This is a genomic window from Iamia sp. SCSIO 61187, assembly GCF_019443745.1.
Classification (GTDB): Bacteria; Actinomycetota; Acidimicrobiia; order Acidimicrobiales; family Iamiaceae; genus Iamia.
Genome location: NZ_CP050948.1, coordinates 1,685,508 through 1,703,970 on the forward strand (window position 1 = coordinate 1,685,508; position 18,463 = coordinate 1,703,970).

General features: G+C 74.3%; 19 protein-coding genes. 8 read left to right on the top strand and 11 right to left on the bottom strand.

Annotated features, from left to right (window positions below):
* Positions 1–31: 31 nt before the first annotated feature.
* The 7 genes from HC251_RS08155 to HC251_RS08185 form a co-directional block, all read right to left on the bottom strand.
* Entirely contained in the window at positions 32–283 is a 252-nt protein-coding gene (locus HC251_RS08155; RefSeq protein ID WP_219944805.1) for a monovalent cation/H+ antiporter complex subunit F, read from the bottom strand.
* Complete coding sequence (locus HC251_RS08160) at positions 280–810, bottom strand: Na+/H+ antiporter subunit E (RefSeq protein ID WP_219944806.1); 531 nt, start codon at positions 808–810, stop codon at positions 280–282. The genes HC251_RS08155 and HC251_RS08160 overlap by 4 nt, the downstream gene beginning before the upstream one ends.
* A complete protein-coding gene (locus tag HC251_RS08165; protein WP_219944807.1) occupies positions 810–2,435 on the bottom strand; it encodes a Na+/H+ antiporter subunit D in 1,626 nt (541 codons plus the stop codon). Before HC251_RS08165 ends, HC251_RS08160 begins: the two co-directional genes overlap by 1 nt.
* Positions 2,432–2,938 carry a sodium:proton antiporter gene (locus HC251_RS08170; protein WP_219944808.1) on the bottom strand — a complete coding sequence of 169 codons (507 nt, stop codon included), beginning with the start codon at positions 2,936–2,938 and terminating at the stop codon, positions 2,432–2,434. The genes HC251_RS08165 and HC251_RS08170 overlap by 4 nt, the downstream gene beginning before the upstream one ends.
* Complete coding sequence (gene mbhE, locus HC251_RS08175) at positions 2,935–5,754, bottom strand: hydrogen gas-evolving membrane-bound hydrogenase subunit E (RefSeq protein WP_219944809.1); 2,820 nt, start codon at positions 5,752–5,754, stop codon at positions 2,935–2,937. Before mbhE ends, HC251_RS08170 begins: the two co-directional genes overlap by 4 nt.
* Before the next feature lie 105 nt (positions 5,755–5,859).
* Entirely contained in the window at positions 5,860–6,225 is a 366-nt protein-coding gene (locus HC251_RS08180) for a hypothetical protein (protein WP_219944810.1), read from the bottom strand.
* 69 nt (positions 6,226–6,294) lie between these two features.
* Positions 6,295–7,023: a DUF4337 family protein gene (locus tag HC251_RS08185; RefSeq protein WP_219944811.1), complete on the bottom strand. Its 729-nt coding sequence runs from the start codon at positions 7,021–7,023 to the stop codon at positions 6,295–6,297.
* A gap of 114 nt (positions 7,024–7,137) precedes the next feature.
* Between HC251_RS08185 and HC251_RS08190 the strand changes: the two genes are divergently transcribed.
* Positions 7,138–7,707: a hypothetical protein gene (locus HC251_RS08190; RefSeq protein ID WP_219944812.1), complete on the top strand. Its 570-nt coding sequence runs from the start codon at positions 7,138–7,140 to the stop codon at positions 7,705–7,707.
* A 54-nt stretch (positions 7,708–7,761) separates the two neighbouring features.
* Here the strand turns inward: HC251_RS08190 and HC251_RS08195 are convergent, their stop codons facing one another.
* The gene (locus tag HC251_RS08195) at positions 7,762–8,196 is read right to left on the bottom strand and encodes a hypothetical protein (protein ID WP_219944813.1); all 435 of its coding nucleotides are present in this window, start codon (positions 8,194–8,196) and stop codon (positions 7,762–7,764) included.
* Positions 8,197–8,287: 91 nt separating this feature from the next.
* Between HC251_RS08195 and HC251_RS08200 the strand changes: the two genes are divergently transcribed.
* Positions 8,288–10,009, top strand: coding sequence for an amidohydrolase family protein (locus tag HC251_RS08200; protein ID WP_219944814.1), 1,722 nt, complete (start codon positions 8,288–8,290; stop codon positions 10,007–10,009).
* The gene (gene surE, locus HC251_RS08205) at positions 10,006–10,899 is read left to right on the top strand and encodes a 5'/3'-nucleotidase SurE (RefSeq protein WP_219944815.1); all 894 of its coding nucleotides are present in this window, start codon (positions 10,006–10,008) and stop codon (positions 10,897–10,899) included. Before HC251_RS08200 ends, surE begins: the two co-directional genes overlap by 4 nt.
* 63 nt (positions 10,900–10,962) lie before the next feature.
* On the opposite strand, the gene HC251_RS08210 is transcribed toward surE, so the two are convergent.
* The 3 genes from HC251_RS08210 to HC251_RS08220 are packed head-to-tail and all read right to left on the bottom strand — an operon-like array spanning position 10,963 to position 13,077.
* Positions 10,963–11,388 (bottom strand): cupin domain-containing protein, encoded by a 426-nt coding sequence (locus tag HC251_RS08210; RefSeq protein WP_219944816.1) that lies wholly within the window; start codon positions 11,386–11,388, stop codon positions 10,963–10,965.
* 14 nt (positions 11,389–11,402) lie between these two features.
* The gene (locus tag HC251_RS08215) at positions 11,403–12,296 is read right to left on the bottom strand and encodes a TIGR03619 family F420-dependent LLM class oxidoreductase (RefSeq protein WP_219944817.1); all 894 of its coding nucleotides are present in this window, start codon (positions 12,294–12,296) and stop codon (positions 11,403–11,405) included.
* A complete protein-coding gene (locus HC251_RS08220) occupies positions 12,289–13,077 on the bottom strand; it encodes an SDR family NAD(P)-dependent oxidoreductase (RefSeq protein WP_219944818.1) in 789 nt (262 codons plus the stop codon). The genes HC251_RS08215 and HC251_RS08220 overlap by 8 nt, the downstream gene beginning before the upstream one ends.
* A gap of 265 nt (positions 13,078–13,342) precedes the next feature.
* Between HC251_RS08220 and ahcY the strand changes: the two genes are divergently transcribed.
* The 5 genes from ahcY to HC251_RS08245 all read left to right on the top strand — a co-directional run bounded on the left by ahcY (position 13,343) and on the right by HC251_RS08245 (position 18,439).
* A complete protein-coding gene (gene ahcY / locus HC251_RS08225) occupies positions 13,343–14,788 on the top strand; it encodes an adenosylhomocysteinase (protein WP_219944819.1) in 1,446 nt (481 codons plus the stop codon).
* A gap of 341 nt (positions 14,789–15,129) precedes the next feature.
* Positions 15,130–16,131 carry an aldo/keto reductase family protein gene (locus tag HC251_RS08230; protein WP_219944820.1) on the top strand — a complete coding sequence of 334 codons (1,002 nt, stop codon included), beginning with the start codon at positions 15,130–15,132 and terminating at the stop codon, positions 16,129–16,131.
* A 103-nt stretch (positions 16,132–16,234) separates the two neighbouring features.
* Complete coding sequence (locus HC251_RS25960) at positions 16,235–16,831, top strand: ComF family protein (protein ID WP_219944821.1); 597 nt, start codon at positions 16,235–16,237, stop codon at positions 16,829–16,831.
* A gap of 86 nt (positions 16,832–16,917) precedes the next feature.
* Entirely contained in the window at positions 16,918–17,517 is a 600-nt protein-coding gene (gene hpf / locus HC251_RS08240; protein ID WP_219944822.1) for a ribosome hibernation-promoting factor, HPF/YfiA family, read from the top strand.
* A 235-nt stretch (positions 17,518–17,752) separates the two neighbouring features.
* Entirely contained in the window at positions 17,753–18,439 is a 687-nt protein-coding gene (locus tag HC251_RS08245) for a response regulator transcription factor (RefSeq protein ID WP_219944823.1), read from the top strand.
* Positions 18,440–18,463 lie beyond the last annotated feature (24 nt).

Here is an 18,463-nt window from a genome sequence, read left to right on the forward strand (position 1 = left end):
TCGGGGCGGACCGTGGTCCTGGTGCCCCCGCTCACTCGCCCCGCCCCTCGATGTAGCGGGCGATGACCGCGGTGCTGATGAACCCCACGAAGGCGAGCAGCACCGCCACCTGGAGGAACGCTCCCCTCCCGGTGTCCATGGCGTTGACGAGGAGGAGCCCGATCCCCGCGACCAGCATCCCGTCGAGGGCGATGACCCGGTCGGCCAGCGACGGTCCGCGCCCCATCCGCAGGCCGAACAGCACGAACGCCACCAGGAGCACGGCGTAGGTCACCGGGGTCACGGCGTCACCTCCCGACGCTCGAGGGCCTCCATGGCGGCGACGGCCTCGGCCGTCCCGAAGGCGTGGTAGGCCAACGAGGCCAGGTGGCGGACATCGCCCCGCACCGCCTCGACGTCGCCCCGGTGCAGGACGTGGACGTACATCACGGTCGGGTCGTGGTCGATCTGGATCGGGATCGTCCCCGGCGTCAGGGCCATGGTGTTGGCGACCAGGGTGAGCAGCCCGTCGGAGCACGCCGGCAGGGGGACCGCGACGACGCCCGTGATGACCTGCGACTCCCGGCTCACGATGGCCCGGGCCAGGTGGACGTTCGCCACCACGACCTGCACCAGGACCCAGCCGACGAACCGGGCGATGGCGACCGGGCGGAACCGGTGGCGGCCGCGGCGCGCCGGCCACCGGTCGGGGGAGATGGCCAGCAGGGCGGCGGCCACCACCACGCCCCCGAGCACGTTGGCCGGCGACGCCGTGCCCCAGGCCAGGACCCAGAGGACGACCAGCCCGGCGCCGTAGACGAGACGAGCCATCAGCCGCCCCCACCCGCAGGGCCGTCCTGGGCGGGACCGCCCCCACCCACCGGGCCGTCCTGGGCGGGACCGCCCCCACCCGCGTCGCCGTCGTCGTCGGCGAGGTCGGTGGGGCCGTCGCCCAGCACGGCGGTGACGTACGGCTCCGGGTCGACCAGGTCGGTGGCGGCCCGGGTGCTCAGGTCGTAGAGCGGACCGGACAGGACGCCCAGGACCACGGTGCCCAGCGCCAGCACCACCGTGGGCACCACCATCAGGGCGGGCCCGCCCCACCGCGAGCGCGGGCCGCCCCGGGCGTCGGGGGCCGGGGGGCGGCCGTCCTCGCCCTCGGTCACGGGCGCCCAGAACGCCCCCATCCAGATCTTCATCAGGGCGAAGAGGGTGAGGAGCGACACCGCCACGCTGACCACGACCATGGCCCACTGGCGCTCCTCGGCGGCGGCGTCGACCAGCGAGAGCTTGGCCACGAACCCGCTCATGGGCGGGATCCCGGCGAGCGACAGGGCGGGCACGAGGAACAGCACCGCCAGCAGGGGCGCGCCCCGCACCATGTCCCCCAGGCGCGAGAGCCGGCTCGAGCCCCCGTGGTGCTCGATCAGCCCGCCGGTGAGGAACAGGGTGGTCTTCACCAGGATGTGGTGCACCGTGTAGAAGACGGCACCGGCCAGCCCGGCCACCGTCGCCAGCCCGAGGCCCATCAGCATGTAGCCGATGTGGCTGATGATGTGGAACGACAGCAGCCGCTTGACGTCGTCTTGGGCGATGGCCCCGAGCACGCCCACGACCATCGTGGCCCCGGCCACCGCCATCACCAGCCAGGTGGGCAGCACCCCCGGGAACAGGAGGGTCTGGGTCCGGATGATGGCGTAGACCCCGACCTTGGTCAGCAGGCCGGCGAAGATCGCCGTCACCGGCGACGGCGCCGTCGGGTAGCTGTCGGGCAGCCAGAAGTACAGCGGGAACAGGCCCGCCTTGATGCCGAACACCACCAGGAAGAGCCCGGCCAGCCCGCCCTGGACGCCGTCGGGCAGCTCGGCGATGCGGCCGCTCAGGTCGGCCAGGTTCACCGTCCCGGTGGCGCTGTAGGTGAAGGCCAGCGCAGCCAGGAACAGGATCGACGCGACCAGGCTGATCACCACGTAGGTCATCCCGGCCCGGACCTGGTCGAGCCGGCCGCCGAGGGTGATCAGCACGTAGCTGGCGGTCAGCATCATCTCGATGGCGACGAAGAGGTTGAACAGGTCACCGGTCAAGAAGGCAGCGGCCACGCCGGCGGCCAGCACCAGGTAGACGGACTGGAACCCGACGTGGTTGCGCTCGGCGCCGGGCTGGCCCACGGCGTAGATCACCACCGCCAGCAGGACCACGGAGGCGACGACGAGCATCACCGCCGAGAAGCGATCGGCCACCAGGGTGATGCCGAGCGGGGCGCCCCAGTCGCCGGCCTGGGTGGCCACGATGCCGTCGCGGTCGACCTCCACGAGGATGGCGACGGCCAGCCCGACGACGGCGGTCAGGGTCGAGATGCTGACGATCCGCTGCCAGCGGCGGGACCGCCCGACGAGGATCGAGACGGCCGCGGCCGCGAGGGGCAGCAGCACCGGGAGCGGCAGCAGCACCCTCACCTCGGGTCCTCCGTCGGCAGCGTGTCCGGTGTCCCGGCCAGGGTGGGATCGCCGTCCCCCCCGAGCCCGGGGCCCTCCAGGTCCTCGGCGGTGCCCGCGGTGGTCGCCTCGAGGTCCGCGGCCAGGGCGGCCTCGTCGTCCAGCTCGCGGTCGGCGAACCCGGCCCGGGCCACGGCGCGGTCCTCGACGTCGTCGGCCACCTCGTCGTCGTCGGTGAGCATCCAGCTCCGGTAGGCGAGGGCGAGCAGCAGGGCGGTGGTGCCGAAGCTGATCACGATGGCGGTGAGGACGAGCGCCTGGGGCATCGGGTCGGCGAACGTGCTCGGGTCGCTGGCGCCGATCAGCGGGGCTCGGCCCCGCCGCCCGGCGTTGACGAACAGCACGTTGGCGCCGTGGCCCAGCAGACCGAGACCGATGATGATCCGCGACAGCTTCCGCTGCAGGAGCAGGTAGGTCCCGAGGGCGAACAGGGATGCCGCGGTGGCGGCCATCAGGACGTTCATCGCGGCCCTTCCGAGCGGACGGCCGCCCGGCGCGGCGGGGGGTCGTCGCCGAAGGACTCGAACACCATCAGGGCCAGCCCGAGGACGGCCAGGTAGACGCCGACGTCGAACACGAGCACCGACGTCAGCTTCACGTTGCCGAGCACCGGGGGGTGCAGCGTCAGCGAGGCCGCCTCGAGCGCCGCCCCGCCGAGGGCGAGGGGCACCAGGGCGGTCGTGGCCGCCAGCAGGACGCCGCTGCCCAGCACGGTCCACGGCTGCGACCGGGACAGCCGGCGCACCTCGTCGATGCCGCCGCTCACGTAGCGCAGGGCGACAGCGGAGCCGGCGACGATGCCACCGGCGAACCCGCCCCCGGGCTGGTTGTGCCCGGCGAAGAGAAGGTAGATCGACGCCATCATCACCGCGGTGAAGACGACCCGCACCGAGACGTCGAGGGTCACCAGCCGGCTGAGCCGCACCGCCGCGGGCAGGGCGTGGCCCGCGTCGCGGGGGAGCGGGCTGCCGTCGCCGGTCCGAGGGCGGCGCCCGGCCCGGGCCAGGGCGACGGTGCCGATGGCGGCCGCGGTGAGCACGGTGATCTCGCCGAGGGTGTCGAAGCCCCGGAAGTCGACCAGGACCACGTTCACGACGTTGCGGCCCTCGCCGTCGGGGTAGGCCCGCTCCACCATGGCGTCCGCCGTCGGCGTCGGCGGGTCCTCGGCCCCGGTGGCGAGGGCGAGGAAGAACACCGTCGCCCCGACGGCGCCGGCCACGACCAGGCGGACCGCCCGGCGGCCGGGGGGCGTGACGCTCTCGAAGCGGTCGGGCAGGCGGCGCAGCACGAGCACGAACAGCACGGTGGTCAGGGTCTCGATGGCCACCTGGGTCAGGGCCAGGTCGGGTGCCCCCTGGATCACGAACAGCCCCGCCATGGCGTAGCCCACCAGGCCGAGGTAGAGGGCGGCGGTGAAACGACGTCGCACCACCGTCGCGGCCAGGGCCGCCCCCAGGACCAGCCCGGCGGCCGGCACGTGCGCCGGCGTCTCGACCAGGGTCGGCCAGCCCGGCCACGACGGCCCGGTCAGCAGCATGCCGCCCGGGATGGCGGCGGCGGTGGCGGCGATGACGCCCAGGTAGATCGGGAGCGAACCCGGCTGGGCCACGCCGGTGACCCGGTCGGCCGCCGCGTTCAGGCCCCGGAGGGAGAGGCCGTAGGCGCCGGACGAGGACGCCGGCGTGTGCCCGCGAGCCAGCACGGGCTGGACCCACCGCCGTCCGAGGTGCAGGGCGGCCCCGCCGGCCAGGACCAGCGCCGAGAGCAGCAGGGGGAGGTTGACGCCGTGCCAGACGGCCAGGTGCACCGGTCCCACCGTCCGGTCGAGGGCCTCGCCGGCCTCCTCGGCCAGGCCGTCGGCCAGGGCGGGCAGGGCGCCGAGCACGAAGGTGGCCCCGGAGAGCAGGGCGGCGGGCACGACGAGGGCCGGGACCGGGGGCCCGAGGCTCCCGGCCGCGCACTCCGCCGCCGCCTCGGGCCGGGCGAGGCGGCCGAGGGCGCCGAGGGCGAAGCGGGCGCTGTAGGCGACGGTGAGCACCGAGCCGAGGACGATGCCGACGAGCGCCGCGGTGGCGCCGGCCCCGGGGGCGTGGTGCAGGGCCTCGAAGGCGGCCTCCTTCCCGACGAAGCCGAAGAGCAGGGGCACCCCGGCCATGGAGGCGCTGCTCACCACGGCGGATGCGGCGAGGAGCCGCCAGCCGGGGCCGGGTGCGGGCAGGCGGCGCAGGTCGCGGGTGCCGTGCTGGTGGTCGAGGGCACCGACGACCATGAAGTCGGCCGCCTTGAACGCACCGTGGGCGAGCAGCAGCACGCACCCGGCGAGGGTCGCCTCGGGCGAGCCCCAGCCGAACACGGCCACCATGAACCCGAGCTGGCTCACCGTCCCGAGGGCGAGCAGGAGCTTGAGGTCCGTCTGCCGCAGGGCCCGGAGACCGCCGACGATCATCGTCACGATGCCGACGGTGACCACCAGGGGGCGCCACAGGCCGACGTCGGCGAAGGCCGGGGCCAGGCGGGCGATCAGGTAGACGCCCGCCTTCACCATGGTGGCCGAGTGCAGGTAGGCGCTCACCGGGGTGGGGGCGACCATGGCGCCGGGGAGCCACCCGTGGAACGGCCACTGGGCCGACTTGGTGAAGGCACCGAGGAGGATCAGCACGAGGGCGGCGCCCACCGCGGTCCCGACCTCGGGGGGATCGGCCAGCAGGGCGCTGAGCCGGTACGTGCCCGCCGCCTGCCCCAGGACGATGAACCCGGCCAGCATGGCCAGCCCGCCGGCCCCGGTGACGAGCAGCGCCTGCAGGGCCGCGGCCCGCGCCCGGGCGTCGCGGTGGTCGTTCCCGATGAGGAGGAACGACGTGATCGACGTCAGCTCCCAGAAGCCGTAGAGCACGATGAGGTTGTCGGCCACGACGAGGCCGAGCATCGACCCGCTGAACAGGGTGAGCAGCCCGGCCAGGCGGCCCACGCCGGCGCCGGTGGGGGAGAGGTAGCGCCCGGCGTAGGCGAAGACCAGCACCCCGATGCCCGAGACGAGCACGACCATCAGGGCCGCGAACCCATCGAGGCGCAGGTGCAGGTCGATGTCGAGGGCGGGCACCCAGCGGGCGACCTCGGTGACCGGGCGGCCCTCGAGGACGCCGGGGAGGACGGCCGCCAGCCAGACGACGGCCGCCACCGGCCCGACGGCGCCCACCCACACGGCGCGCCGGCCCAACCGGTCGCCGGCGGCGAGCGCGGCCAGGCCCAGCACGGCGTGGAGGGCCAGCAGGGTGATCACGGTGCGGCGGGGGCCGTCATCGGCGGGGGTCGTCCTCGGGTGGTCGGTCGTCGTGGGCCCCGTCGGCGACGGGGAGGGCGGGCCGCAGCGGGCGGCCCAGGGCGCTCAGACGAGGACGGGAGGGCCGCGATGGCGCGCCGCGCGCCGCGCCGGCGACCGGTGCCGGGGGCCGGCGACGGCACCGACCGGGGCGCGGGTCGCCCGGGCGAGCAGCACCAGCAGGGCGGCGAGGACGGCGGCGGCGCCACCGCTCGGCGCCACGGTCTCGGCCCACGCCGGGTGATCCTCGCGTGGGACGGCGGGCGCCGCGTGCTGGTCGCCGTGGGGCACGGCGGCGGTGACCCCCGCCGGGTCGGTGCGGGTCGGGGCCGCCAGCCCGCCGTCGACGACCGCGCCCAGGAGGAGCACCAGCCCGACGAGCAGACCCACCACCGCCGCGGCCCGGTGCGGTCGGCGGGGGCGCGGCGTCATGACGGCCCCGATCCTACCGGCGCTCCGTCCGGGCCCGGACCGGCCGACCGGACCCGGACGACAGCGCGGTCAGCCCAGGGCGTTCTGGCCCTGGACCATGGCGACGATCCCCGGGACCATGGCGACCACGCTCAGGGCGAGGGCGAAGTAGCGGACCGGGTGCTTGCGGAACAGGGCGGCGACGCCGGCCATGAACAGGGCCACGGCGAAGTACACGTTGGCCAGCTCGAACTTGTCGCCGGCGGCGTCGGCGGTGGCCCCCTCCTCGAACTGCTCGTCGGCCAGCGCGGCCGTCTCCTCGTAGCTCGTGTAGGACTCGACGACGTACTCGTCGAGGTCCAGCGGGGTGGGCGGCGTGTCCTCGTCGGGCAGCTCGGCCCACACCTGGGTCGCCGCCTCCAGCTCCGGGCTGAAGTAGCGCTCCCGGATCTCGGCGGCCAGCTCCGGGTCCTCGACCGCCGCCAAGTTGAACTCGAGGAACATCTGCTGGTCCGACAGGTACGTCTGCGAGTAGTCGTCGTAGAAGCTGTTGGCGTCGGAGGTCGACTTCGACGACATCGTGTAGCCGGCCAGGGCGTCGCCGTCGGTGAGCGCGGCCTTGTAGGCCGAGAACGCGGTGAGGGCGCCGGCCAGGCCGAGGAGGACGGCGGCCAGGAGCTCCACGCGTCCCCGGCGGATCTCGTCGTCCACCTCCTTCTGGGCGGCGGCGCGCTCCTCGTCGGTCGGGACCGGCTCGGTGTCGGTCGGAGGGGCGGCAGGTGCCGCCCCGGCAGGCGCGTCGTCGGACGGCTCGGGCATGTCTGGTCTCCGTTTCCCCACCCGGACCCCCCGGTCCGGCGGCCCGTCGGTCTAGCACCAGCGCCGAGCGGGACCAGCACCCGCGCCCGGGGTGGTCGTGCTAGACGTGCGGGCATGGCCTCGCCCTCGCCCGAAGACGCCGTCCGTCGCTACCTGCAGTGGCTCGAGGATCCCTCGTCGATCCTCGACGAGGACGCCGTGGCCAAGGCCGAGGCGGCGGTGGCCGCGGCGCCGGACCCGCTGGCCCGGCTCCACGCCCTGGCCGACCTCGAGCACGCCCGGGCGGCCGACTCCGAGGGCGTCACCGAGGACTTCGTCGCCTACGCCAAGGACTACGCCGAGGCCCAGTCGATCCCGTTGGCCGCCTTCGAGGCGATGGGCGTGCCCACCGAGGTGCTGCGCCAGGCCGGGCTGCTGGGCGGTCGGGGCCGGCGCGGGGGCGGTCGGTCCGGTGGCGGCCAGCGGGCCCCGAAGGTGTCGATCGAGGAGCTCAAGGCGGCCGCTCGGCGTCTGCCCAAGCAGTTCACCCTGTCCGACGTGGCCCGGGAGGCCGGTGGCGGGTCGCCCCAGACGGTGCGCAAGGCGATCGACGAGATGATCGACGCCGGCCAGGCCCGCAGCCTCGGCCCCAAGCCCGACCACCACGGCCGGGGCCGGGCCCCCACCCTCTACGAGCTAGCGTAGCCGGCGGGCGAATCGCCAGCGAATCGCCCTCCGACAGCCGCCGCCGGGCCGGCGCTAGCCCCGGAGGGCGGCGTCGCGGGCGACGGCCTCCTCGAACCGGGCGGCCCGCTCGGCCTCGAGCTCGGCCTGGCGCCGGGCCTCGTCGGCGGATCGCTCGGCCTCCGCGGCCCGACGCTCGCTCTGCGCCCTCCGCCGGCGCCGCACGACCGCCTCGTGGCGGCGCGCCACCAGGCGCAGGACCACGAAGCCCGCGGCGCCGATGCCGACGACGACGCCGGCGATGATCAGACGCTCCTCTGCGGCGTCCTCGCAGCGGTCGATGATGGCCTGCTCGTTGGGGTCGCTCGACCCCTCCTGGGCGGCCACCCGGACGACCGGTGGCCCGCACCGCCCGTCGGCGTGCGGGGCGTCGACCGAGATCGGGCGCAGGCTCACGTAGGCGGCGACGAGGAGCCCGAGCGACCCGACCACGCTCGCCAGCTGCCTCACCGCGGGAACCATAGGTCAGGGTCCCGGCGGTGGGGTACTGTGGCGCCCGCCACTCCTGGACAGGTGTCCAGGTGAGTTCGGAGGTACGGCTGTGCGACACGACCTGGTGATCCGAGGCGGGACCGTCGTCGACGGGACGGGGGCGCCGGCGCGCACCGCCGACATCGCCGTCGACGGCGACCGCATCACCGCCGTGGGCCCCGTCGAGGGGCGGGGCGAGGTCGAGCTCGACGCCGACGGCGCCCTCGTCACCCCCGGCTGGGTCGACATCCACACCCACTACGACGGCCAGGTCACCTGGGACGACGACCCGGGGCCCAGCGCCGAGCACGGCGTGACCACCGTCGTCATGGGCAACTGCGGCGTCGGCTTCGCCCCGTGCCCTCCCGACCGGCGCGACTGGATGGTCGCCCTGATGGAGGGGGTCGAGGACATCCCCGGCTCGGCCCTCCACGAGGGCATCAGCTGGGAGTGGGAGACCTATCCCGAGTACCTCGACGCCCTCGACCGGCGGGAGTGGACCGTCGACGTCGGCTCGCAGATCGCCCACGGGGCGGTGCGGTCCTACGTGATGGGGGAGCGGGGCGCCAAGAACGAGCCGGCCACGCCCGAGGACATCGCGGCGATGAGCGCCCTGGTCGAGGAGGCGGTGCGGGCCGGGGCCCTCGGCGTCACCACCAGCCGCACCATCGCCCACCGGGCCATCGACGGCGAGCCCGTGCCGGGCACCTACGCGGCCGAGGACGAGCTGTTCGGCCTGGGCGAGGCGCTCCAGCGGGCCGGGTCCGGCGTGTTCGAGCTGGCCCCGATCGGGTCGGCCGGCGAGGACCTGGTCGCGGCCAAGCAGGAGGTCGACTGGATGCGCCGCCTGGCCGGCGCCACCGGGCGTCCCGTCACCTTCGCCCTCCTCCAGGCCGACGACGACCCCGAGATGTGGCGCGAGATGTGCGACCTCTCCGCCGCCGCCACCGCCGAGGGCGCGCCGCTCCACCCCCAGGTCGCCGGGCGGCCGACCGGCATGCTCGCCGGGCTGGACACGACCTACTGCCTCTTCACCGGCATCCCGGGCTACGACGCCATCGCCGAGCTGCCCATCCCCGAGCGGGTGGCGCGCCTGCGCGACCCCGAGGTGAGGGCGAGCATCGTCGACCCGCCCGACGTCGACGCCGAGACCCGGGCCCAGCTCGAGGCCAGCTTCGAGCGCTTCTTCGTCCTGGGCGACCCGCCCGACTACGAGCCCGGCCCCGAGCGCAGCATCGCCGCGGTGGCCGCCGCCACGGGGCGGAGCCCGTTGGAGGTGGCCTACGATGCCTTCCTCGCCGAGGACGGCGCCGGCCTCCTCTACCTGCCGATCCTCAACTACGCCCAGGGCACCAGCGAGCCGACCCGGGAGATGCTCCTGCACCCCGCGGCCGTGCTGGGCCTGGGCGACGGCGGGGCCCACGTCGGGTTCATCTGCGACGGCTCGACCCCGACGTGGATGCTCACCCACTGGACGCGCGACCGCAGCCGGGGCGAGCGGCTGCCGCTCGAGCTGGTGGTCCGGCGCCAGACCGGCGACACCGCCGCCCTCTACGGCCTGGGCGACCGGGGTCGGCTCGTGCCCGGCCTGCTGGCCGACGTCAACGTCATCGACCACGGGGCGCTGACGCTGCACACCCCCCGCGTCGTCCACGACCTCCCCGCCGGCCGGCGCCGCCTGCTCCAGGGCGTCGACGGCTACCTGGCCACGGTGAAGTCCGGCGTCGTCACCCGGCGCCACGGCGAGCGCACCGGCGCCACCCCGGGTCGCCTCGTCCGCGGCGCCCGATGAGGCTCCGCCCCGCACTCGCGGCCCTGCTGCTCCCGGTCGCCCTCCTCGCCGGCTGCGGCGACGACGGCGACGACGGCGACGACGCGGCGCCGGACGGCACCGAGGAGACGACCGAGGCCACCGATGCGGCGGACGGCTCCGACCCGTCCGAGGAGACCACGGCGTCGTCCGCGGTCGCCGAGGATCCGGTCCTCAGCATCGTCGTCACCAACGACGACGGCTACGACGCCGCGGGCATCGACGCCGTGGTCGAGGCGCTCGTCGCCGAGGGCCACGAGGTCGAGGTCGTCGCCCCGCTCGAGCAGCAGAGCGGCACCGGGGGGACCTACACCGAGGGGGCGGTCGAGAGCCAGGAGGTGCAGACGGCGAGCGGCCACGACGCCCTCGCCGTCGACGGCTTCCCGTCCGACTCCGTCCGCGTCGCCCTCGACGAGCTGGAGCTGACCCCCGACCTGGTCGTGTCGGGGATCAACGAGGGCCAGAACGTCGGCGGCCTCGTCGACGTGAGCGGCACCATCGGCGCCGCCCGCGCCGCGGTCGCCCGCGGCGTCCCCGCCCTGGCGCTCAGCGCTGCGCTGGGACCGGTCGAGAACGGCTACGAGGTCGGGGCCGAGCTGATGGTGGGGTGGATCGACGAGAACGCCGAGGCCCTCCTCGCCGGCGAGGCGCCGGTCGAGGTGACCAGCATCAACATCCCCAGCTGTCCCGACGGCCAGGAGGTGGAGGACCTCGTCGAGGTGCCGGTGGCCACCGAGGGCGAGTTCCTCGCCGCGTCGGACTGCGCCTCCGAGCTCACCGACCCCGCCGACGACACCGAGGCCCTCAACAACGGCTTCCCCACACTGACCGTCGTCCCCGCCGAGCCCGCCACGCCCCCCCAACCCGGCTGACCCCTCCCAACCTTGTCCGGAAGTCCCCCTCCTCGGCAGGGTTCCGGACAAAGTACGCGGGGTTCAGGCCCGGGCGTCCTCGGGGGAGCGCTCGCGGAACCACTGGGCGATGCCGGGCATGTTCTCCTCGAAGCCACCCGGGGCCGAGATGTTGAGCATCCCCGCCGGCTCGTCGCCCCGGTTGGCGAAGTCGTGGGTCACGCCGCCCGGGACCACCACGATCGAGCCGACGGTCGCCTCGACCGCCTCACCGCCGACCTCGACGCTCATGGTGCCGGCGAGGATGTAGAAGACATCGTCGTCGGGGTGCTGGTGGGCGCCGGGGCCCTTGGTGTGGGGGTCGAGCCACCACTCCGAGATGGCGTACCGCCCGGCGGACTCCTCGCCGTCGGCCTTGAACACCGCCCGGAGCGGGCCCATGTCGTACACCCGGCCCTCGCCCGGTCCGAGCACCACCGGCGTCCGTGTCGGTCCTGTGCTGGCTGTCATCGTGCCTCCTGCGGTCAATGGGACGAGAGCTTCACCAGCACATCGTCCGCGAACCGGTGGAGTCCGTCGATCTTTCCCTGGAGGTCGAGGTCGAAGCCCCCGTAGAAGGCCCACGGCATGGTGAGGATGTCGGTGACCCCGACGTCGGCGGCGCGGCGGTAGTCGTCGAGGCCCACGGCGTCGTCGAGCGAGGCGATCATCGAGAACTCGACGTCGGTGCGCCCGAGGCGCTCGCGCTCGTCCTCGATCCGCTGCCGGAAGTCGGCCGCCTCCGAGGTCGAGATGAGGTCGCTGATCCAGCCATCGTGGCGGGCGGCGCGCCGGAGGGCGGCGTCGGACATGCCACCGACGTACACCGGCACGGGTGCCGGCGGGGTGGGGGTCATCTCCAGACGGGGCACGTCGTAGAACTCCCCGTGGTGCTCGGTCCAGCCCTCGGACCACAGCTCGGCGAGCAGGGCGAGCATCTCGTCGGCCCGCTTGCCGCGCCGGCGGAACGGCTCGCCCAGGAGGTCGAACTCCTCCTCGCACCAGCCCATGCCGACGCCCAGGGCGACCCGCCCGCCGGTGAGGGCCGAGGCGGTGGCGACCATCTTGGCCACCGTGAACGGGTCCCGCATGGGGAGGACGTAGACGTTGGTGAAGAAGCGCAGCCGCTCCGTCACCGCCCCCATGGCGCCGATGGTGACCCACGGGTCGACCCACGGCGTGAAGGGCTCCCAGCGCCGCTTCCCGTCCTCGGTGTAGGGGTACTCGGTCTCCAGCTCGGCCAGGTTCACCACGTGGTCGGCCACGGTCATGGCGTGGTAGCCGCGCTCGTCGGCGGCCCGGGCGATGGCCGTCAGCTCCGACGGGTCGATGTAGGCGGTGGCGATGGAGAAGCGGAGCGGGCCGGGTGCGTCAGGCATGGGTGCCACCGTCGATGCGGATGATCTCGCCGCTGATGTGGGCGCCGTCGTCGGAGGCGAGCAGGGCCACCACCGACGCCACCGACGCCGGATCCCCCGGGCCGATGGGCGACATGATCCGGGGGAGCAGGTCGAAGTCGGCGTCGGCGGGGAAGTCGAGGCCCTTGGTCATGCCGGTGCGCACGCTGCCGGGGGCGATGGCGTTCACCCGCACGCCCCGCTTGGCGTACTCGACGGCCAGGGTGTGGGTCAGCGCTGCCACCCCGCCCTTCGACGCCGCGTAGGCCGCCATCCACGGGTGGCCGAACTCGGCCGAGGTCGAGGCCGAGTTGACGATCACCCCGCCCCCGTCGAGCAGGTGGGGGAGCGCGGCCCGGCACACCAGGAAGGTGCTGGTGAGGTTGACCCGGATGACCTGGTCCCACAGCTCGAGGCTGTGCTCGGTCGAGTGGGCGGCGCGCAGGATGCCGGCGATGTTGGCCACCACGTCGAGCCCGCCGCCCTGGGCCACGGCGGCGGCGACGGCCTCGGCGACCGCGGTCTCGTCGGACACGTCGGCGACGTGGGGCGTGATCGAGCCGGTGGCCCCGGCCGGCAGGGCGCCGGCGGTGACCTCCAGCCCCTCGGCGTTGACGTCGACGGCGAGGACGGTGGCGCCCTCGGCCGCCAGCCGGAGGGCGGTGGCGGCCCCGATGCCCGACGCCGCCCCGCTGACCAGGGCGCTCTTCCCCGCCAGCCGGGGTCCGGGCAGCGGGGTGGACAGGAGGGGGAGCTCGGCCATCCCCAGAGACTAGAACACGTTCTCGTTTTCGGCCCGCTGCCCGTCCCCGGCACGGACGTGCACCGCAGCGGTGCCCTCCGGGTCGAGAACCGCCGCACCTGGCCGAGGCGCTAGCCTCGGCCCCTGGCGCCCGCCCGCAGGCGGGTGCCGTGCAGGGCTGTCATGGGTGAGCCAGCTGGTTCCGGCCCGGCGATCGACACACCAGGACCCCCTCGGCGCGCCGCCTGCGCCCGAGGGCTCACCCGCATCCCCGGAGGACGCACCCATGCCCCTTTCCCCTGACGACTTCAAGGTCGCCGACCTGTCCCTCGCCGGCTTCGGCCGCAAGGAGATCCAGCTGGCCGAGCACGAGATGCCCGGTCTCATGTCGACCCGCGCCGAGTTCGCCGACGCCCAGCCGCTCAAGGGCGCCCGCATCATGGGCTCGCTGCACATGACGATCCAGACCGCGGTCCTCATCGAGACGCTGGTCGCCCTGGGCGCCGACGTGCGCTGGGTCAGCTGCAACATCTTCTCCACCCAGGACCACGCCGCCGCCGCGGTCGTCGTGGGCCCCGACGGCACCGCCGAGGCCCCCCGGGGCGTCCCCGTCTACGCCTGGAAGGGCGAGACGCTGGAGGAGTACTGGTGGTGCACCGACCAGGCCCTCCGCTGGCCCGACGGCGCCGGCCCCAACATGATCCTCGACGACGGCGGCGACGCCACCATGCTCGTGCTCAAGGGCAAGGAGTACGAGGCCGCCGGCGAGGTGCCCGAGCCGACCGACGAGGACTCCGAGGAGTGGACGGTCGTGCTCGGCCTGCTCAAGGAGAGCGTGGCCAAGGAGCCCAACCGCTGGACCGAGGTCGCCGCCGGCATCAAGGGCGTCACCGAGGAGACCACGACCGGCGTCCACCGCCTCTACCAGATGTTCGAGAAGGGCGAGCTCGCCTTCCCGGCCATCAACGTCAACGACTCGGTCACCAAGTCGAAGTTCGACAACCTCTACGGCTGCCGCCACAGCCTCATCGACGGCCTCAACCGGGCCACCGACGTGATGATCGGCGGCAAGGTCGCCTTCGTCGCCGGCTACGGCGACGTCGGCAAGGGCTGCGCCCAGAGCCTCCGGGGCCAGGGCGCCCGCGTGATCGTGGCCGAGGTCGACCCGATCTGCGCCCTCCAGGCCGCCATGGAGGGCTTCCAGGTGGCGCGGCTCGAGGACGTCCTCGACACCGCCGACATCTTCATCACCACCACCGGCAACAAGGGCATCATCTCGGCCGAGCACATGGCCCGGATGAAGCACCAGGCCATCGTGGCCAACATCGGCCACTTCGACAACGAGATCGACATGGCCGGCCTGGCCCGCATGAGCGACGTCCAGCGCACGACGATCAAGCCCCAGGTCGACGAGTTCACGTTCCCCGACGGGCACTCGATCATCATGCTGGCCGAGGGTCGCCTCATGAACCTGGGCTGCGCCACCGGCCACCCCAGCTTCGTGATGAGCAACTCGTTCACCAACCAGACGATCGCCCAGATCGAGCTGTTCACCAAGAACGACGAGTACCCGATCGGCGTCTACACGCTGCCCAAGGTCCTCGACGAGAAGGTGGCCCGGCTGCACCTCGACGCCCTCGGCGTCCGGCTGACCGAGCTCACCCCCGAGCAGGCCGACTACATCGGCGTGCCGGTGGAGGGCCCGTTCAAGCCCGACCACTACCGCTACTGACCTGAACGGGCGGGCCTCGCGGCCCGCTGACGCCTCGCCCGGCCCCGCCGGGCACCGCACCGGACGACGGCCGGTCCCCTCGGGGACCGGCCGTCGCCGCGCCCGGCTACGGCCCACCCCCCGGGTACGGACCCCCGCCCGGGTACGGGCAGCCCGGGTACGGCCCGCCACCGGGCTACGGCCCGCCGCCCGGGTACGGCCCGCCGCCGGGTCCGCCCCCGGGGTTCGGCACCGGCCCCGGCTTCGGGGCGCCGCCGCCCCCGCCCGGCGACGGTCCGGACCTGGGCAAGCGCTGACGCTCCCGGGGGCGGTGCCGGCCCGGCACCGATAGGTTCGGCCGGATGCAGCATCGCTTCCTCGGCCGCAGCGGCCTCAAGGTCTCGGCCGTCAGCTACGGCAACTGGATCACCCACGGCTCCCAGGTGGAGGACGACGCCGCCACCGCCTGCGTCCACCGGGCCCTCGACCTCGGGGTCACGACCTTCGACACCGCCGACGTCTACGCCGGCACCAAGGCCGAGGTCGTGCTGGGCAAGGCCCTCGCCGGCCAGCGCCGCGAGGGCCTCGAGATCGCCACCAAGGTGTTCTGGCCGACCGGCCCGGGCGTCAACGACCGGGGCCTGTCGCGCAAGCACATCATGGAGTCGATCGACGGCTCGCTCCGCCGTCTCCAGACCGACCACGTCGACCTGTACCAGGCCCACCGCTTCGACCACCAGACCCCGCTGGAGGAGACGATGGTCGCCTTCGCCGACGTGGTCCGGGCGGGCAAGGCCCACTACATCGGGGTGTCGGAGTGGACCGCCGACCAGATCCGGCGGGGGGCGGCCCTCGCCCGCGAGCTCCGGGTCCCGTTCGTGTCCAACCAGCCCCAGTACTCGATGCTGTGGCGGGTCATCGAGCGCGACGTCGTCCCCGCCTGCGAGGACGAGGGCCTCTCGCAGATCGTGTGGTCGCCCATGGCCCAGGGGATCCTCACCGGCAAGTACCTGCCGGGCGAGCCGCCGCCCGAGGGCAGCCGGGCCACCGACGAGGCCAGCGGCAAGGGCTTCATCGAGGGCTTCCTGTCCGACGACGACCTGCTCCAGCGGGTCCAGGACCTCAAGCCGCTGGCCGAGGGGGCGGGGATCTCGATGCCGCAGATGGCCGTGGCCTGGGTCCTCCGCAACCCCAACGTGGCCTCGGCCATCGTCGGCGCCTCCCGCCCCGACCAGCTCGACGCCACCGTCGCCGCCGCCGACATCACCCTCGACGACGACCTGGTGGCCGCCATCGACGACGTCCTCGGCGACAAGGTCGAGCGCAGCGCCCGCCTGACCACCTCCCCCCGCACCCGCCCCTAGACCCCACCCCCCGAACTCGGTGGCAGATCTGAAACGTCCATCCCACCTCTGCCACCGAGTTCGGCGCCGTCGGACTGTCACACCCTTGGCGGATGATGGGGGCATGCTGCTCGCCGCCCGGTGCGCGTCGTGCGGCCGGTCCGGGGCCTCCCCGTGCCGGGCCTGCCACGCCGAGCTGCGCCCGCCCGCGCCCGAGCCCGCCCCGCCCGGCCTCGCGGGCCTCGTCACCCTCCTGCGCTACGAGGGCCCGGCCCGGCCGCTCGTGGCCCGGCTGAAGTACCGCAACCACCGCCAGGGGCTCGGCTGGCTGGCCGCCGGCCTGGCCCGCCGGGTGACCGAGGCGGGCGTCACCGTCGACCTGGTCACCTGGGCCCCGACCACCGCCCGGCACCGGCGCGAGCGCGGCTTCGACCACGCCGAGCTGCTGGCCCGGGCCGTCGCCCGCGAGCTGGGCGTCGGGTGCCGGCCCCTCCTGCACCGCCGACCGGGCCCGCCCCAGACGGGGCGGCCGGCCGCGGCCCGGAGGACGGTCGGGCCCCGCTTCGCCCTGCGGGAGGGCCTCGCCGCCGGGACCCGGGTGCTCGTCGTCGACGACGTGGTCACCACCGGTGCCACCCTGCGGGCCGCCGTCGCCGCCGTGGCCCGGGGCGGCGGGAGACCCACGCCGGCCGCCGTCGCCCGCACCCCGGCCCCCCACTGAGCCCCGCCCCGGGCCGGTGCCGCCACCTGCGGCCGGCGCGAGGATCACGTCTACAGTCGGAGGACCCCAGCACGAGGAGCACCTGGATGGAAGTGACCGTCAGCGCCCGGCACACGGAGATCCCCGAGCGGCTCCGGCTCTCGGCCGAGGAGAAGATCGGCAAGCTGGGCCGGTTCGTCGAGGGCATGGACCGGGCTGAGGTCCACTTCACCACCCACCGCAACCCGCGCATCTCCGAGCCGGAGCTGTGCGAGGTCACCCTCGAGGGCCACGGCCACTTCGTCCGGGCCAAGACGGCCGGCGCCGACGGCTACGTCGCCGTCGACAAGGCCGTGGCCAAGCTCGAGCAGCAGCTGCAGAAGCTCAAGACCAAGCTGCAGCGCCAGAAGCGGGGCGCGGGCCGCAGCGTGCGGACGGCGCCGGTCACCGAGGGCCTGCTCGGCGACTCGGCCGTGCTCGACGCCTCCGGCGATGCCCCGTCGGACGCACCGGCGCCACCGGCGCTCCCGAAGATCGTCAAGGTCAAGCGGTTCGCGCCGATGGGGATGACGGCCGACGAGGCCGCCCAGCGCATGGACCTCCTCGGCCACGGTTTCTTCTTCTTCACCAACCTCGACACCGGCCGGGCCGCGGTGGTCTACCGGCGAGAGGACGGCGACATCGGACTCATCGACGAGGATGGCTAGGGCCGGGGAGGCGCAGCGGAGTGGCCAGATGACAGGGCCGGCGAGGCGCAGCCGAGTGGCCAGATGACAGGGGCGGCGAGGGCAGCCGAGTGGCCAGATGACAGGGCCGGCGAGGCGCAGCCGAGTGGCCAGATGACAGGGGCGGCGAGGCGCAGCCGAGTGGCCAGATGACACGGCCGGCACAGGTCGGCACCGAGATCCGGGCGGGGGCCCGACACCGAATGGGAGTGCACGGGTGAGCCAACCACCAGGGGGGCACCAGATCAGGGTCCTGGTCTGCGACGACCACGCCGTCTTCCGGCGCGGCCTGTCACTGGTCCTCGAGCCCGAGGACGACATCGAGGTGGTCGCCGAGGCCAGCACCGGCGAGGAGGCCGTCGAGCTGGCCCGGGACACGGCGCCCGACGTGGTGCTGCTCGACGTGCGGATGCCCGGCGTCGGGGGGATCGAGGCGGCCCGCCGGCTGGCCCTCGAGGTGCCCGCCGCGCGGGTCGTGATGCTGACCGTGAGCGACACCGAGAGCGACCTCTACGACGCCATCAAGGCCGGGGCCGTGGGCTACCTCCTCAAGGAGGCCTCGATCGAGGAGGTCGCCGACGCCGTGCGGGCGGTGGCGGCCGGCCAGAGCCTGGTGACGCCGTCGATGGCCACCAAGCTGCTCAACGAGTTCACCGCCCTGGCCAACCGGGTCGACGGTGGCCGGGTCGCCCCCGCCGGGCCCCGGCTGACCGGCCGGGAGGTCGAGGTGCTGGGGTTCATCGCCCGGGGGCGGAGCAACCGGGAGATCGCCGAGGAGCTCTTCATCTCCGAGAACACGGTGAAGAACCACGTGCGCAACATCCTGGAGAAGCTCCAGCTCCACTCCCGGACCGAGGCCGCCCTCTACGCGGTCCGCGAGCACATCATCGACTTGGGTCCCTAGGGCCGCCGGGGGGCCGTCGGGGGT